The organism is Pseudomonas extremaustralis (assembly GCF_900102035.1).
GTDB classification, from domain to species: domain Bacteria; phylum Pseudomonadota; class Gammaproteobacteria; order Pseudomonadales; family Pseudomonadaceae; genus Aquipseudomonas; species Aquipseudomonas extremaustralis.
On record NZ_LT629689.1, the window covers coordinates 1826818 to 1842334 of the forward strand.

Annotated in this window: 10 protein-coding genes; 8 read left to right on the forward strand and 2 right to left on the reverse strand. The window is 61.6% G+C overall.

The genetic code is table 11. The annotated features are described in order from the left end of the window. Nucleotides 1-127: 127 nt before the first annotated feature. The 6 genes from dapA (at nt 128) to BLR63_RS08670 (ending at nt 10191) form a co-directional block, all read left to right on the forward strand. Nucleotides 128-982: a 4-hydroxy-tetrahydrodipicolinate synthase gene (gene dapA / locus BLR63_RS08645; protein ID WP_010562714.1), complete on the forward strand. Its 855-nt coding sequence runs from the start codon at nt 128-130 to the stop codon at nt 980-982. A gap of 454 nt (nt 983-1436) precedes the next feature. Beyond that, a complete protein-coding gene (locus BLR63_RS08650) occupies nt 1437-3479 on the forward strand; it encodes a type VI secretion system Vgr family protein (RefSeq protein WP_083365939.1) in 2043 nt (680 codons plus the stop codon). Beyond that, on the forward strand, nt 3472-4371 hold the full coding sequence (locus tag BLR63_RS08655; RefSeq protein ID WP_010568138.1) for a DUF4123 domain-containing protein: 900 nt from the start codon (nt 3472-3474) through the stop codon (nt 4369-4371). The genes BLR63_RS08650 and BLR63_RS08655 overlap by 8 nt, the downstream gene beginning before the upstream one ends. A gap of 50 nt (nt 4372-4421) precedes the next feature. Then, entirely contained in the window at nt 4422-7910 is a 3489-nt protein-coding gene (locus BLR63_RS08660; RefSeq protein ID WP_331716419.1) for a toxin VasX, read from the forward strand. Continuing rightward, nucleotides 7903-9060, forward strand: a complete 1158-nt coding sequence (locus tag BLR63_RS08665) for a hypothetical protein (protein ID WP_167359821.1) — start codon at nt 7903-7905, stop codon at nt 9058-9060. The genes BLR63_RS08660 and BLR63_RS08665 overlap by 8 nt, the downstream gene beginning before the upstream one ends. Before the next feature lie 18 nt (nt 9061-9078). After that, nucleotides 9079-10191, forward strand: a complete 1113-nt coding sequence (locus tag BLR63_RS08670; RefSeq protein ID WP_010567969.1) for a hypothetical protein — start codon at nt 9079-9081, stop codon at nt 10189-10191. A gap of 24 nt (nt 10192-10215) precedes the next feature. Here the strand turns inward: BLR63_RS08670 and BLR63_RS08675 are convergent, their stop codons facing one another. Together BLR63_RS08675 and atzF are read right to left on the reverse strand one after the other, a co-directional pair. Further along, nucleotides 10216-10911 carry a GntR family transcriptional regulator gene (locus BLR63_RS08675; protein ID WP_010567970.1) on the reverse strand — a complete coding sequence of 232 codons (696 nt, stop codon included), beginning with the start codon at nt 10909-10911 and terminating at the stop codon, nt 10216-10218. A 2-nt stretch (nt 10912-10913) separates the two neighbouring features. After that, nucleotides 10914-12710 (reverse strand): allophanate hydrolase, encoded by a 1797-nt coding sequence (gene atzF, locus BLR63_RS08680; RefSeq protein WP_010567971.1) that lies wholly within the window; start codon nt 12708-12710, stop codon nt 10914-10916. A gap of 243 nt (nt 12711-12953) precedes the next feature. On the opposite strand from atzF, the gene BLR63_RS08685 reads away from it, so the two are divergent. Continuing rightward, a complete protein-coding gene (locus BLR63_RS08685) occupies nt 12954-14330 on the forward strand; it encodes a pyridoxal-phosphate dependent enzyme (RefSeq protein ID WP_010567972.1) in 1377 nt (458 codons plus the stop codon). Continuing rightward, a complete protein-coding gene (locus tag BLR63_RS08690) occupies nt 14327-15493 on the forward strand; it encodes a cystathionine gamma-synthase (protein ID WP_010567973.1) in 1167 nt (388 codons plus the stop codon). Before BLR63_RS08685 ends, BLR63_RS08690 begins: the two co-directional genes overlap by 4 nt. The last annotated feature ends 24 nt before the right edge of the window (nt 15494-15517 follow it).

Sequence of the window (15517 nt, forward strand, 5' to 3'; positions counted from 1 at the left end):
TGACCGGGGCGCGCTGTCCCGTCAGATGAGCTGACAGGACATTGAGCGCGACGGACTCCCTCCCCCTTGCACAATTCCCATGCCCTTCTGACGGTGACTCAAACGGTCAATCATCAGGAGAAAGTGCATGTCCTCGTTTCAAGGTATCTGGGTTCCCGTGGTCACGCCGTTTCATGACGGCGCCATCGATTTTATCGGCCTGCGCCGGCTGGTCAGCCATCTGCTGGAAAAGCACGTGGCCGGGATCATGGTGTGCACCACCACTGGCGAAGCGGCATCCCTCAGCCGCCTGGAACAACTGGCGGTACTGGATGCGGTGTTGCAATTGGTGCCCGCGCACCGTGTGGTGATGGGCCTGGCGGGCAACAATCAGAGCGAGCTGCTGCAGTTCCAGGCCGAGGTCCTCAAACGCCCGGTGGCCGGCCTGCTGGTGCCGGCACCAAGTTACATCCGCCCTTCCCAGGCCGGCCTTGAAGCGTTCTTCCGCAGCGTGGCTGATGCGTCCAGTGCACCGATCATTCTCTACGACATTCCCTATCGCACCGGCGTGACCTTCGAGCAGGCGACCTTGTTGAATATCGTCGCCCACGAACGGATCGTGGCGATCAAGGACTGCGGCGGCAACCTGGCCAACACCCTGGCGCTGCTGGCCAGTGGCGCGGTGGATGTGTTGTGTGGCGAGGATCTCCAGATTTTCAATGCGCTGTGTCTGGGTGCCAGCGGGGCGATTGCGGCCTCGGCCCATGTGCGCACCGAGCAGTTTGTGGCGCTATGGCAGCAGGTGCGAGATAGCCAGCTGACGGAGGCCAGGGCAACGTTCATGGGCCTAGTGCCGCTGATCGAGACGCTGTTCATGGAGCCCAACCCGGCGCCGGTGAAGGCTGCACTGGCAATGGAAGGGTTGATCGGCTGTGAGCTGCGCGCGCCAATGCAGCAAGCCAGTGAGAGCGTTCTGTCACGTTTGAAGGCGATTCTCGACTGACCCAATAACCCTGACGAGCGGGTTTGCTGTGGCGAGCGGGCGTGCCCCGCGCTGGGCTGCGAAGCGGCCCAATCCGCAGAAATCCGATACGCAGTTTTCTACACATTTGCCCAACATCCCCGCCCTCCCAACGCTCCACGTACATGGCAAAAAGTTGCACAGTAAAAAGCTGAAAACCCACCCCTAAATCCCCTGCAGCCCTTACCAATCAAGGGCTGCAGCCAAGTGCGCAAGAAGTTGCACAGCACTGTGCAACTTCTTGCGCACTTTTCCCCGTTTTTCCGTCCAAAAAACCTGTCCCGGCTGCCTTTTTCCAACTAAGCCATTGTTCTATATGGACATTATTTATGTTGGCACGCCGCTTGATACGAAGACGCTTCCCAACCGGGCATTTCGCCCCTTGGGCACCTTCATTTTTCAAGCAAGTTCACGGCATGACAGAAGGAAAAAAGGGATGTTCGCACCAGCCAACCAGACCCACTTCCGCCTCATCCTCAAGGGGCTGAAATACGAGCTTAAAGTCCTTTCCCTCACGGGACGCGAAGCCATCAGCCAACCCTTCGCGTTCGACATTGAACTGGTCAGCGAACACCCGTCGTTCGACCTCGAGGCACTGTTGCACAAGCCCGCGTTTTTGCAGCTGGCACCGGACGGCCGTGGCGTTCATGGCCAGCTTCATCGCGTAGCCCAGGGCGACGCCGGCAAGCGCCTGAGCCGCTATTCGGTGACCCTGCGCCCGCAACTGGCGTACCTCGCGCACCGCTTCAACCAGCGCATCTTCCAGAACCTCAATGTGCCCAGCATCATTGCCCAGGTTCTCGAAGAACATGGCATCCAGAGCACTGCCTACACCTTTCACCTGGGCACGACGTATCCCACACGGGATTACTGCGTTCAATACGACGAATCCGACCTGCATTTCATCCAGCGCCTGTGCGAAGAAGAAGGTATTCACTACCACTTCCAGCACAGCGCCACGGCCCACACCGTGGTGTTCGGCGACGACCAGACGGTGTTCCCGAGACTCGCCCCCGTGGCCTACCAGCAAGACGCCGGCCTGGTGGCCAGCGAGCCGGTGGTCAAGCGCTTCGACCTGCGCCTGGAAACCCGTACCAGCCGGACCACCCGCCGCGACTACAACTTTGAAATCCCCCGCGTCACCCTCGAAGGCGACGAGCGTAGCGACGCCCTGCCCGACCTCGAAGACTACGACTACCCCGGCCGTTTCCACGACAGCCAACGCGGCAGGCACCTGGCCAAACGCGCCCTCGAACGCCACCGCAGCGACTACCAGCTCGCCGAAGGCAAAAGCGATCAACCGCTGCTGCTCAGCGGCCACTTCCTGCCCCTGACCCACCACCCCAAAGCCCGCTGGAACGACCTGTGGCTGCTCACCGAAGTCCTCCACGAAGGCAAACAGCCCCAAGTCCTCGAAGAGTCCATCACCAGCGACACCACCGACAATAAGGACGATTTCCACCAGGGCTACCGCAACCGTTTTCTCGCCACGCCGTGGGACGCGTTCTACCGCCCACCGCTGAACCATCCCAAACCACGCATCCTCGGCAGCCAAAGCGCGGTCGTCACCGGCCCCCAAGGCGAAGAGATCCACTGCGACGAACACGGCCGCGTCAAAGTGCAATTCCACTGGGACCGCGAAGGACGGGGCGACGACAAAAGCAGTTGCTGGCTGCGTGTTTCCAGCAGTTGGGCCGGCGCCCGCTACGGCGGCATCGCCATCCCCCGCGTGGGCATGGAAGTGCTGGTGACCTTCCTCGAAGGCGACCCCGACCAACCGCTGATCAGCGGCTGCCTGTACCACAAGACAAACCCCGCCCCCTACCCACTGCCAGCGAACAAAACCCGCACCGTATTCAAAACCCTCAGCTTACCGGGCGGCAGCGGCTTCAACGAACTGCGCATCGAAGACAAAAAAGGCGCGGAACAAATCTTCCTGCACGCCCAGCGCGACTGGGATGAAAACATCGAACACGACCAGAAAATCCGCGTCGGCAACGAACGCCACGACACGGTCGAGAAGAACGCCTACAGCGAATTCAAGGCCGAGGAACACCACACCGTCCACGCCGACCGCAAAGTCCAGGCGCGGGCAGACGACCACCTCACGGTGGCGATGAATCAGCACGTCAAGATCGGCGCGGGGCAGTTCGTCGAAGCGGGCCGGGAGATACACCTGAGCAGCGGGCTGAAGGCGGTGCTGGAAGCGGGTATAGAACTGACGCTCAAGGCCGGCGGGAGCTTTATCAAAATCGATCCCAGCGGCGTGTGGATCAGCGGCCCGGCGACGAATCTGAATTCCGGGGGCAGTCCTGGCAGCGGCACGGCGGCGGCGCCGTTGTTGCCGGGACTGTTGAAGGCCGCGGACGTAGAGGCTCCAGGCCAGCTGTTGCTGCCGGCACTGCGACAAGCATTGATGCGCAAGAAACCGTTTTGCGCGATCTGCGAAAAAGCCAAACAGGAGGCGGGAAATGCTTAATTCCGAATGGACGCTGGAAAATGGGCTGCCGCAACATTTGCCGTGGAATAGCACCGTTGGTTTGCTGCTGGATGGTGTGAGCATCGAAAAACTTCCACAGCGCCTGTACCAGTGGGCACAAAGTCCGCTGTTCGAACCGCTGTACCTCGGCACGCCCTGGGCTGAAGTTCTCGATATCGCCCCCTGCCTGGTGCAGATAAAAACGCCAAACGACCCGGTCCTGAAGCAGTTCCTGAGTGCCTCCCGCCAGGAATGGGGCTATCTGGTCTTCAGCGAACATCCGTGGGGTGACCTGGTCGCACACTGGCGTTGGCTCACCAGCGTATGGCACCCCCAAGGCGAAGAAGTGTTGTTGCGCATCGCCGACCCCGCCGTCACCCGCGCCCTCCTCGTGCATGCCCACAGCATCAAGGACCCCACCTTGTTCGGTCCTTGCACCCACGTGGTCACCGCTGATGCGGCGCGGGGATGCTGGCACCTGACCCTGCGTCCGGGCGGGGCCCCAAAGACCGATCACAACACGCGCTATCGATTGAACGATGAGCAACTCGGTCTTTTGGATGCAGTGAGTTTTCGCCATGCCGTCATGCGCATCGACCGGCACCTGCACGAACACTTTCCACACTATCAGGCTCATGCGACCCCGCCACAGCGCTGGGAACATCTGCATGCGCTTGCATCGACTGCCTACGATCGCGGGTTCAACACCGAAACCGATATAGCTCTCTACGCCAACATCCATGGGTTTCTCGGCGAACGAGCGCTGGAGGCGCATCCAGACCTGGATGCCCAACTCAAAACCCCTTCGCAGCAACCCCCCACGCAGCGACTCGAAGAGGTCGCCAGTATCGCCAAGGCAAGGGCTGAACACTTGCAAAGGAACCCGGTATGAAAAAGAACCCTAACCACGTCAATCTAGGCCGCGATGACGCGAAAAACTCCATGGCCACCTGCCCGCTGATGAAAAGCACGATGCAGTTGGTGCCCCTGTGCTACGGATTGGTCGATGACCCCGCCCTGGACCCTTCGGCCGAGATCCCTGTTCCCTACACACTCGCCACCCGCCCGCTCGGCATTCGTCTGATGCGCGATGGCTGGCTCTATGTGATCGACGCGAAAAAGCGCGAACTCTCGGAATACCGCGTCCTCGATGGCGTGGTCACCGCGATGCTCTGGCAAGGCACGGACGTCCACAGTGATCGCCGCGAAACGCCCATCAACAAGCCGGTGTTGATCTATCCCGCACGCGCTGAGCTGCATGTCTGCCACTCCGAAATACAGTGGACCGCGAAAAAGTGCCGCCAGGTCCTCTACAGCCCATCCGAACGCGACTACTTCATGCAGGCCGTCGATCTGGGCCAGGCCAATTGTGAAACCGGCGGCCCCGGTTTATTGACGCCCGACCAGGCCGAACGTTGGTTGGCCGAGGTCGCTTGCAGCGGCGATGACGACAGCGATCCCGACCCTGAACGCACCCCCTATTTGTGGGAAACATTTGTACGGTTTCATGATGTACCGATGCGGCACCTGAGCGATTGCGTCGAGGCAGAGTACCGCTATGACGTCATGTATTTGCCGGTGAGGGATGATATTGGCGTGCTTCGCGACCTCGCCAACTACCAGGATAAGGTCGTCGGGTGGATCGATGCGTGGGCCAACGGCGGATCGCAAGCACGCGGCAACGAGCGTGACTACCTGCTGGCCTGCTATATCGAATCGCTGACCCAATTGACCCAGGCGGATATCGGCGGATTGGCCGATGCCAGTAACCACCCGGCCATCAAGCGCATGCTCGCCGACCTGGAGGCCATGCCGGCGCCGCAGCAAGGTACGACGCGCCAGGCTCTGGTCGATTACCTCAACAGAGGCGGATTGCCTACACCGCCGAAAGGCAGTCCCGTACCGCCAGAACTGGCGCGCTTGCACAAGGAGGCCCTGGAAGACGCGCTGTACATGGTCCGTTACCAGGGGGCCTCTGCAGACTACGCCGCCGCGACTCACGACATCGAAGACACGGATCGGCGCTATTACACCCGTGAACACTTCAAGACGTCGCCCCAGGACTTCGTCGAGGAACATTTCGAAGCCCTGATCAAGCTTGGTAAAGAGCAGGACCGCCGCATCAGGGATGTCCTCAATGGCGCGAAGATGGGCCAGCGCGGCATCAATGACCTGATCGACCGTGAGGCGATGGACAACGCGCTGTTCGCTCACCGCCAATCCCTCCAGCGTTGGAACACCCTGCTCGAGCACATCACGGCGGATCGCACGGCGCTGTTTTGCGCCGGTTTTTTCCATAAAAGCGCGTGGTATTACGACCCCGAGGATGCCAGACAGATCGGCCAATGTTTTACCACCGAATACGCCTGCCTGAAGGACATTTGCCGAAGCGATGACGCCTGCGAGCGGGTGCTCCAGTACCTGGAGCAAGCCCCGCACTTCAGTCGCCCGCAGTTTTACACGCGGCCCTACAGCGAACATACGACGGCCCGGGCTCAGTATGCGTTCGTGCCGGCGGCGGGCATGACGCTGTTCAACAACATGCCCGAACTGCTGAAAAAACTTCAGGACCTTGAGAACAACCGTTTGCCGGCCCTCGACAGGCTGCCGGACGACACCCGCGCGGTTGCCGAGGCTGCCCAGCAGACCATGACCCCGGCGCTCAATCGCGGCATGGAAAAAGCCCTGGCGGACTTTGATCAGGTGTTCAAGGGCCAGGCGATGCCGACGCTCGATCAGCTCTTCAGTCGCTTACCCAAGGCCTTGCTGATGCGCATTCTGGACGCGGCGAAGCACGAGGGCGTGACCTTTACCTTTGCATCGGCGGACGAGAAGGACTCACTCCGGCGCGAACTCCGGGACTGGTTCAGAGAACAGGAGTACCTGCAAAGGCTCAAGCGCGAACGGGTCTGGACAAAACAGACGGCAGGGCACAAATCGCCCAGAGCGCGAGAGCTTCAGGTTGAAATCGCGAACACCCGCTATCGACTGGGCATCGCCGAAGCGCGCCTGGCCAACGCACTCAGCCCGATTGGCGACTTGCCGGGCAACCACGTCCAGTTTTTCGGGGCCACGCCCGCGCGGGCGGGTATCACGGTGGTCTTTCCGCCAGCGGGCCGGCAGGAAATAGCGGAGTTGATGAGGAACTTTCGCGAGGGGGTGAAGGCGGCGCCACTACCGAATCGGTTGGGGGATGGAGCGGCGTTGTTGGTGTTTGTGGTGCAGGCGTTGAATCTTTGGCAAGTGGTGATAGAGAGTTCAGCGACAAGTAATACCCCACCGACTTTTCGACCTCTTTTTAGTGCTTTGACGGCCACGGGCGCAGCCGGTTTTGCTGCGGCGCAAGGGGTATTCGATACGGCGCTGAGCGCTCGCATCTCAGTGTTGGCCAAAGGGCTGCAGAATCACGCTATCGACTATGTCTATGTGCAGATGGGCAAGTTGCACATCGGTTTGGGAGTGATGACATATCTATTAGGGGCATCCTCTGCCAGCTTCAGTCTCAATAGTTATCAAAGCAGTTGGGAGCAAGCCGTCCGCAGCGGAAACGATGGGGCTCAAGCTGGGGCGATCATGTCGATGGCCGGTTCAAGCGGTTTGCTGACGAGCAATCTGTATGGTCTGAACAGTACTGCCTCCGCAGGCTACGCCGTATTTATGGCCGAACAAGGAGCCGCCAGAACCGCCGCATGGGCCGCCGCCGGTGCGCGGCTCTCAAGCGTTTTTTTCCGTGTAAACCTGGTCGGCGCGCTGTTTACGGCGTTGGAGCTGGGCGGTAACTATCTCTACAACCACTACAACACCAGTGCCCATGACCAATGGCTACAAAGCACGCCGTGGGGACGGGACGCGAGCAAACGCAAATCCTTGAGCCTGGCTGACTACCAGAACGCCTTGATCGCGATCATGCAGGCACCCTCCGTGCAGGTCGGCCCTGTCGAACACGACACCTGGTGGAAAGACCTGCTGCTGGAAGCCAAGGTCGGCGATATGCATTTGCTGTTGCCCGGGCTGGATATCGGCGCATTTACGCCACCGATGGGCGGCAGGCCCAGCCATCAGTTAAGCATCGCTGCGTACCGCATCAGCACGATTCGCGTGGAAAGGGGGATGCCCCACGAACGCTGGGAAATACTCAGTGAGGCCGTCGAGGCCAGGCTACGTCGCGTCGATGGCCATCAGATGATTCTCTGCATCGGCTACCCCGTGCCCGATGAACTGATACCAAACAGGTCCCGCGAAGAGCTAATGCTGGTGGTGGTCATTCAAAGCCCCAACGCCAACGGGCAGCCGCATCAGCGAACGTACTCTATCCGCTTTGAGCCAAGGGGTAGCGGAGCCTTCCCGCCAGTTGATCAGGAACCCCTTCTCCCCAACGCACCGCTGCTGCAGATAGAGCCCCTGATGCTGGAGTTGATTTCGCATGACTAAACCCATCGATACCCCCTCGACCGATCCGGCGGCAATGAAGGTATACCGAGCTGGAGACATCGAATCGTTTGCTTCTGGCTACACGACCTACCTGGCACCGCTACCGCTGCCGACAGAGGCATCGCCCTACAGCCCCTACGTTAGCGATCTCAACGACACGTACTTGGACTTTGGCGGCGGTAAGCCCCAAGTATTTTCATGGCAGATGACATTGGGGGGACCTTTTACCACTGTGTTCTTGATGCTCGTCTGTTTTCCGATGATCGGCGCACTTATGGTTTTAAGCCTCGGCGATGACCGGGCTGATATGTGGGACGCGATGCAAGGTATCTTTCTAGCGGGTTATGAAAATGCCATCTGGACGTATTTATGCGGCATGGGCGTCTGCCTCGCGGCATGGCTCAAAGCCCACAGCCTCTACACAGAAGTCATCCCCACCCGCTTCAACCGCCAACGTCGCGAAGTCTGCTTCATGCCCAGGGGTGCGACAGCTCCTCTGTTCGTCCCCTGGGAGTCCCTCTGCGCCTGGGTCGTCCAGGCGCAAGGCGGTTCACAGTATGGTGTGACTCGCCAGTACGGCATGGGCATGGGTTTTTATCACGAAGGGGAACTGGTGCGCGTTGAATTCATGTGCGCCGGGATGCCGCTGGCGATTGCCCACTGGGAAGCCGTGCGCGCCTACATGGAGTACGAAGTCCACGATCTCAAAAGCATCCAGGACCCGATGGACCTGCAAGGCCCAAACGATCCGCCCCATGAGGGCATGCACACTTTCCGCAACGCCCGCGCGCGCCTGCACCGACGGATTCGCGAGAAGGAAGTCGGCTGGGTGTATGGTTTTTTTTGGTACCTCTACCACGTCATGACCTTCTGGACCTTGCCCAACCGCCTCGTCGAATGGGAGGTGAAACGCATCGCCAAGGTCGGCCGCAAAAAGTTGCCGGAGGTCATGCAAGCCTGGTCGGAGTCGATTCCTGAGGAGCAGTGGGCCAAGCCTAGTGAGGAGTTGATTCGGCTGGGACAGCGCGTCAAAGAACTCAGGCAACGCAGGCCGCAACGCGCGATCACCGACATTTTTGCCGAGGTTTACCGACGCGAACATGAGCCGGTGGGTGGCTCTGAACGCAAGTTCAAGCGGTGGCGTAAATGATGCTGGAGTTGATCTCGCATGACTAAATCCATCGATACCCCCTCGACCGATCCGGCGGCAATGAAGGTATACCGAGCTGGAGACATCGAATCGTTTGCTTCTGGCTACACGACCTACCTGGCACCGCTACCGCTGCCGACAGAGGCATCGCCCTACAGCCCCTACGTGAGCGATCTCAATGACACGTACTTGGACTTTGGCGGCGGAAAGCCCCAAGTATTTTCATGGCAGATGATATTGGGGGGGCCTTTTACCGGTGCGGTCTTAGCGCTTTTGGGCAGCCCGATTGTTCTTGCTTTGTTTGGCGTAGGCTTCGGATATGGATGGGTTGATATCTGGGATGCGATGCAAGGCGTATTTTTAGAGGCTTATGAAATTGTCTTCTGGGTATCTTTGTGCAACCTAGGCGCCTGCCTCGCAGCATGGCTCAAGGCCCACAGCCTATACACAGAAGTCATCCCCACCCGCTTCAACCGCCAACGCCGCGAAGTCTGCTTCATGCCCCAGGGCGCACAAGCCCCTCTGTTCGTCCCCTGGGAGTCCCTCTGCGCCTGGGTTGTCCAGGCGCAAGGCGGTTCACAGTATGGTGTGACTCGCCAGTACGGCATGGGCATGGGTTTTTATCACGAAGGGGAACTGGTGCGCGTTGAGTTCATGTGCGCCGGGATGCCACTGGCGATTGCCCACTGGGAAGCCGTGCGCGCCTACATGGAGTACGAAGTCCACGATCTCAAAAGCATCCAGGACCCGATGGACCTGCAAGGCCCAAACGATCCGCCCCATGAGGGCATGCACACTTTCCGCAACGCCCGCGCGCGCCTGCACCGACGGATTCGCGAGAAGGAGGTCGGCTGGGTGTATGGGTTTTTCTGGTACCTCTACCACGTCATGACCTTCTGGACCTTGCCCAACCGCCTCGTCGAATGGGAGGTGAAACGCATCGCCAAGGTCGGCCGCAAAAAGTTGCCGGAGGCCATGCAAGCCTGGTCGGAGTCGATTCCTGAGGAGCAGTGGGCCAAGCCTAGTGAGGAGTTGATTCGGTTGGGGCAGCGCGTGAAGGCGCTTAAGCAACGTCGGCCGCGGCGGGCGATCACGGATATTTTTGCCGAGGTGTATCGCAGCGAACATTAGGTCGCCACAGCAAGGCCGCTCTAATCAGGGCTGCCTGGCCATATGCAACCGGTGCAACGTGATCTCGCGCACCGCCTGTTTGCTGAGTTCGATATGCCGCGCAAGCAGTTGCTGCGCCCGTTCACCGTGCCGCCGCAGGATAGCGGTGAGTATTTGCCCGTGTTCCTCGTAAGTCGCCGCAATGCGGGAGGCCTGGGTGAAGTCGAGCCGGCGGATGATGCGGATCTTTTCCGTGATGGCGTAGTGCATGCTCGCCATTTCACGGTTGCCGGTGGCTTCGACCAGGGCGCAGTGAAAACGCTCATCCAACGCGGATACCGCCTGGGTGTCCTGCAGGCGCTCTCCCTCCGCCACCTGCCAGGTTGCCTGCAACGCAAGCAACACCGGGCTCGGTTCGTCCATGGCGCATAAGCGTGCGACTGCGGCCAACTCCAGCACGATGCGTACGTCGTACAGCTCTTCGAAATAGGCAAAATCGAACGGCTTGACCTGCCAGCCGCTGCGGAAATACACCTCCAGGTAACCTTCCCGCTCCAACCGATAAAGCGCCTGGCGCACCGGGGTGCGGCTGGCGTTCATGCGTTCGGCCACGTCACCTTCGCTGAAGCGATCGCCCGGTAGCAGGCGAAATTCAAAAATATCCGCCTTGAGCTGCGCATAGATCTGTTCCGCCAGACTGTCCGGGCGCACCTTGGTTTTTCCTGCGATGGCCAGTTGCATGCTTACCCTCGGCTCGCAATGAAAGCGCGCCAGCCGCCGAACTCGGTGATGTCGAGGGCATCGGCCAGGGCCCAGGGCTCGCAGATAAAGCCTTTGACGCTGCGCCCATCCGCCAGCAACAGGTTGCCGATGCCCAGCGGCGCGGGAATCTCGGCGACGAATTCGCCGAAGCGCGCAATCGGCATGTCCCACAGTTCGACGATGATCGCCCGCCCGCTGTCCGCCTTGGCCAGTCCGGGCTTGGGGGGCACGGTGCCCGGCAATGCGTAGAGGCGATAGGTGTCGGCGGTCAGGGTTTGCTCCACCAGTACGGCGTTGCGGCTGGTCAGTTGCACGTTCAGCGGCATGCCGGTGAGGTGCGCGCCCACCACCGCTACGCGCACGGTACCGGGGGCTTGGGTTGCCGGGGGCGTCGCCGGCAAGTCGCGCCCGGTGGCGCCCAAGGGCAGGTCGAGACTGGCTTGCCAGCGCTTACCCAAATGGGCCAGGGCGCGGTCGTGCCAGGCCGGTGCGAGCAAGGTGATGCCACTGGGCAAGCCATCGGCGCGCAAGCCGGCGGGCAGCGCCAGGGCCGAGAGGTCGGCCAGGTTGGTGAAGTTGGTGTAGTAGCCGAACTGGGAGTTGTAGCGCACCGGCTCCTCGGCCATTTGCGCGATGGTACGAAGGGTCGGCGATGTGGGCACCAGCAAGGCGTCGAAGCCGGCCAATGTGTCATTGATACGCCGGCTCAGTTCGGCCCGCAGGTATTCGGCTTTGTAGGCGTCGCAGGCGCTGTATTGGCGGCCGCTTTCGACAATCCCGCGCACTACCGGGTTGATCGCTTCGGGGTGGCGCTCCAGCATGCCCTCCAGGGCGACGGTGCGCTCGGCGACCCATGGGCCGAAGTACAACTGATCCGCCAGTTCCTTGAACGCAGTGAAATCCACCGGCGTGATCACCGCGCCCAGAGCCTTGAAACCTTCGACCGCATGCTCAAACACGGCCTGGTTCTGGGTATCGCCAAAAAACTCCAGGCTCGCCGGCACGGCCAGTCTGATCGCCGCCGCCACCGCGACCGGGGCCGTATGGGGATTGGCACGGGAATAGGCATCACGGGCGTCATAACCCTCTGCGACCTGCGCCACGCTGTCGGCGCAAGACACGGTCAAGGCGAACACCGAGATGCAATCCACCGTGCGGCACGCGGGCACCAGGCCAGTATTGGACAGCCGGCCCTTGGTCGGCTTCAGCCCGACGATATTGTTGAACCCCGCCGGCACGCGCCCGGAGCCGGCGGTGTCGGTGCCCAGGGCAAACGCTACCAAACCACGAGCCACCACCGACGCGGAGCCGGAACTGGAGCCGCCGCTGACGTAATCGCCATTGAAGCTGTTGCCCACCGCGCCGTAAGGCGAGCGCGTGCCCACCAGGCCCGTGGCGAACTGGTCGAGGTTGGTCTTGCCCATCAGGATCGCGCCGGCTTCGCGCAGGGCCTGCACGACAGCAGCATCCTGCGCTGCCGTGTAGGCAAATTCTGGACAAGCCGCCGTAGTCTCCCAGCCGGCCGCATCGATGTTGTCCTTGATCGCAAACGGCACGCCATACAGCGCCAGCCTGGCGATATCGCCGCCCACCACCGCCAGGCGCTCGCTCAATTGCACCAGTTGCGCGGTCAGTTGCGCGGGGGTGGCGCGGGCGATCCAGGCGTTGTCGTCAGCCGGATATTCCGCGGCAAGGGTGAGCAGAATATCCGGGGTAATCGTGCCGCTGCGGTAAGCGGTTTGCCACTCAGCCAGGGTCCAGCCAAAAGCGTGGTGCATAGGAAACTCCATCTTGTATCCAAGTTTGAATTCCTTGAAGCAAACCCCAGGCCAATCCCGATCCTCAATGAATACAGGGGAATCGCTGCAACACATGCACGCTGATGGCGCATCCATCCATCGCCCATGCGCCAAAAACAGACAGACAGCGGACCGCCCGGTTGCGACCCGTCCGATACCGGCCTATGTTCCAAGCCATGCTTTGCATTCAGCTGTCCATCCCACCCGGATCGAGGTGACGACATGCCCAGCCCCTCCCGCCCCGCCGCGCTTGAACTGATCGGCAACACGCCGCTGGTGCGGGTCAGCCGTTTCGATACCGGCCCCTGCACGCTGTTTCTCAAACTTGAATCCCAGAACCCCGGCGGCTCGATCAAGGACCGCATCGGCCTGGCCATGATCGACGCCGCCGAACGCGACGGTCGCCTGCGCCCCGGCGGCACCATTATCGAAGCCACCGCCGGCAATACCGGCCTGGGCCTGGCGCTGGTGGGCCGGGCCAAGGGCTATCGCGTGGTGCTGGTGGTGCCCGACAAGATGTCCACGGAAAAAGTGCTGCATCTCAAGGCCATGGGTGCCGAAGTGCACATCACCCGCTCCGACGTCGGCAAGGGCCACCCCGAGTACTATCAGGACATGGCGGCGCGCCTGGCCAAGGACATCCCCGGTTCATTTTTCGCCGACCAGTTCAACAACCCGGCCAACCCGCTGGCCCACGAAACCAGTACCACCCCAGAAATCTGGGCGCAGCCCCAGCACGATGTGGACGCGATTGTGGTGGGCGTCGGCTCGGCGGGCACCCTCACCGGCCTGACGCGTTTCTTCAAGCGCGTGCAGCCGGACCTGGAAATGGTACTGGCCGATCCGGTGGGCTCGGTGATGGCCGAATACAGCCGCAGCGGCAAATTGGAAACACCCGGCGCGTGGGCCGTGGAAGGCATCGGCGAAGACTTCGTCCCCTCGATTGCCGACCTGTCCAGCGTGCGCCACGCCTATTCCATCAGCGATGAAGAAAGCTTCGACCACGCCCGTCGACTGCTCAAGGCCGAGGGCATTCTCGGCGGCTCGTCCACCGGCACCCTGCTCGCCGCCGCCCTGCGCTATTGCCGTGAACAGACCGCGCCCAAACGCGTGGTCACATTCGTCTGCGACACCGGTACGCGCTACCTGTCGAAGGTCTACAACGACCAGTGGATGACCGACGCGGGCCTGTTGCACTACAAGCACTACGGCGACCTGCGCGACCTGATCGCGCGGCGCTTCGAGGACGGCCGGGTGATTAGCGTGAGCCCCGACGACAGCCTGCTCACCGCCTTCCAGCGCATGCGCCTGGCCGATGTGTCGCAACTGCCGGTGCTGGTGAACGGCCAAACATTGGTGGGTGTGATCGACGAATCCGACATCCTGCTGGGCCTGCACCATGACGCCGCGCACTTTTCCATGATCGTCGCCAGCGCCATGACCGACCACCTGCAAACCCTGCCCCCCAGCGCCAGCCTGGCCGAATTGCAGGCCGAACTCGATCGCGGCCTGGTCGCCATCATCGCCGACGCATCGGGTTTTTATGGCCTGATCACCCGCGTCGACCTGCTCAACCACCTACGGAGATCCCTTGCATGACTCAACCCGATAACACTGCGTTCGCCACCCGCGTGATCCATGCAGGGCAGTCACCCGACCCGACCACCGGCGCGCTGATGCCGCCGATCTACGCCAACTCCACCTACCGCCAAGACAGCCCCGGCGTGCACAAGGGCTTCGACTATGGCCGCTCCCACAACCCGACGCGGTTTGCCCTGGAGCGCTGCGTGGCGGACCTGGAAGGCGGCAGCCAGGCGTTTGCCTTCGCGTCCGGGCTGGCGGCGATTTCGACAGTGCTGGAATTACTCGACGCCGGCGCCCATATCGTCTCCGGCAACGACCTGTACGGCGGCACCTTCCGCCTGTTCGACAAGGTGCGTCAACGCAGCGCCGGGCACCGCTTCAGCTTCGTGGACCTGAGCGATGTGACTGCGTTCGAAGCCGCGCTGCAGGATGACACGCGCATGGTCTGGGTCGAAACCCCGAGCAACCCGCTGCTGAGCCTGACCGACCTCAGCGCCATCGCGCGGCTCTGCCGTGAGCGCGGCATTCTCTGCGTCGCCGACAACACCTTCGCCAGCCCCTGGATCCAACGCCCACTGGAGCTGGGTGTCGATATCGTGGTGCACTCCACCACCAAATACCTCAATGGTCACTCCGATGTGATCGGCGGAATCGCCATTGTCGGCGACAACCCCGACCTGGCCGAACGCCTGGGTTTCCTGCAGAACTCGGTCGGCGCCATCGCGGGCCCTTTCGATGCGTTCCTGACCCTGCGCGGCGTGAAAACCCTGGCGCTACGCATGGAGCGCCATTGCAGCAACGCCCTGGACCTCGCCACCTGGCTGGAACAGCAACCGCAGGTCGCGCGGGTGCACTACCCCGGCCTCGCCTCCCATCCGCAACACGAACTGGCGTGCAAACAGATGCGCGGGTTTGGCGGCATGATCTCGGTGGACCTGAACACCGACCTGGCCGGCGCCAGGCGCTTTCTGGAAAACGTGCGCATCTTCGCCCTGGCCGAAAGCCTGGGCGGCGTGGAAAGCCTGATCGAACACCCGGCGATCATGACCCACGCCAGCATCCCGGCGGCGACGCGGGCGCAGTTGGGGATTGGTGACGGGTTGGTGCGGTTGTCGGTGGGGGTCGAGGATGTGGAAGACCTGAGGGCGGATCTGGCGCAGGCGTTGGCGCGGATCTAAGCACCTGGACGGGCTTGCCCTGGC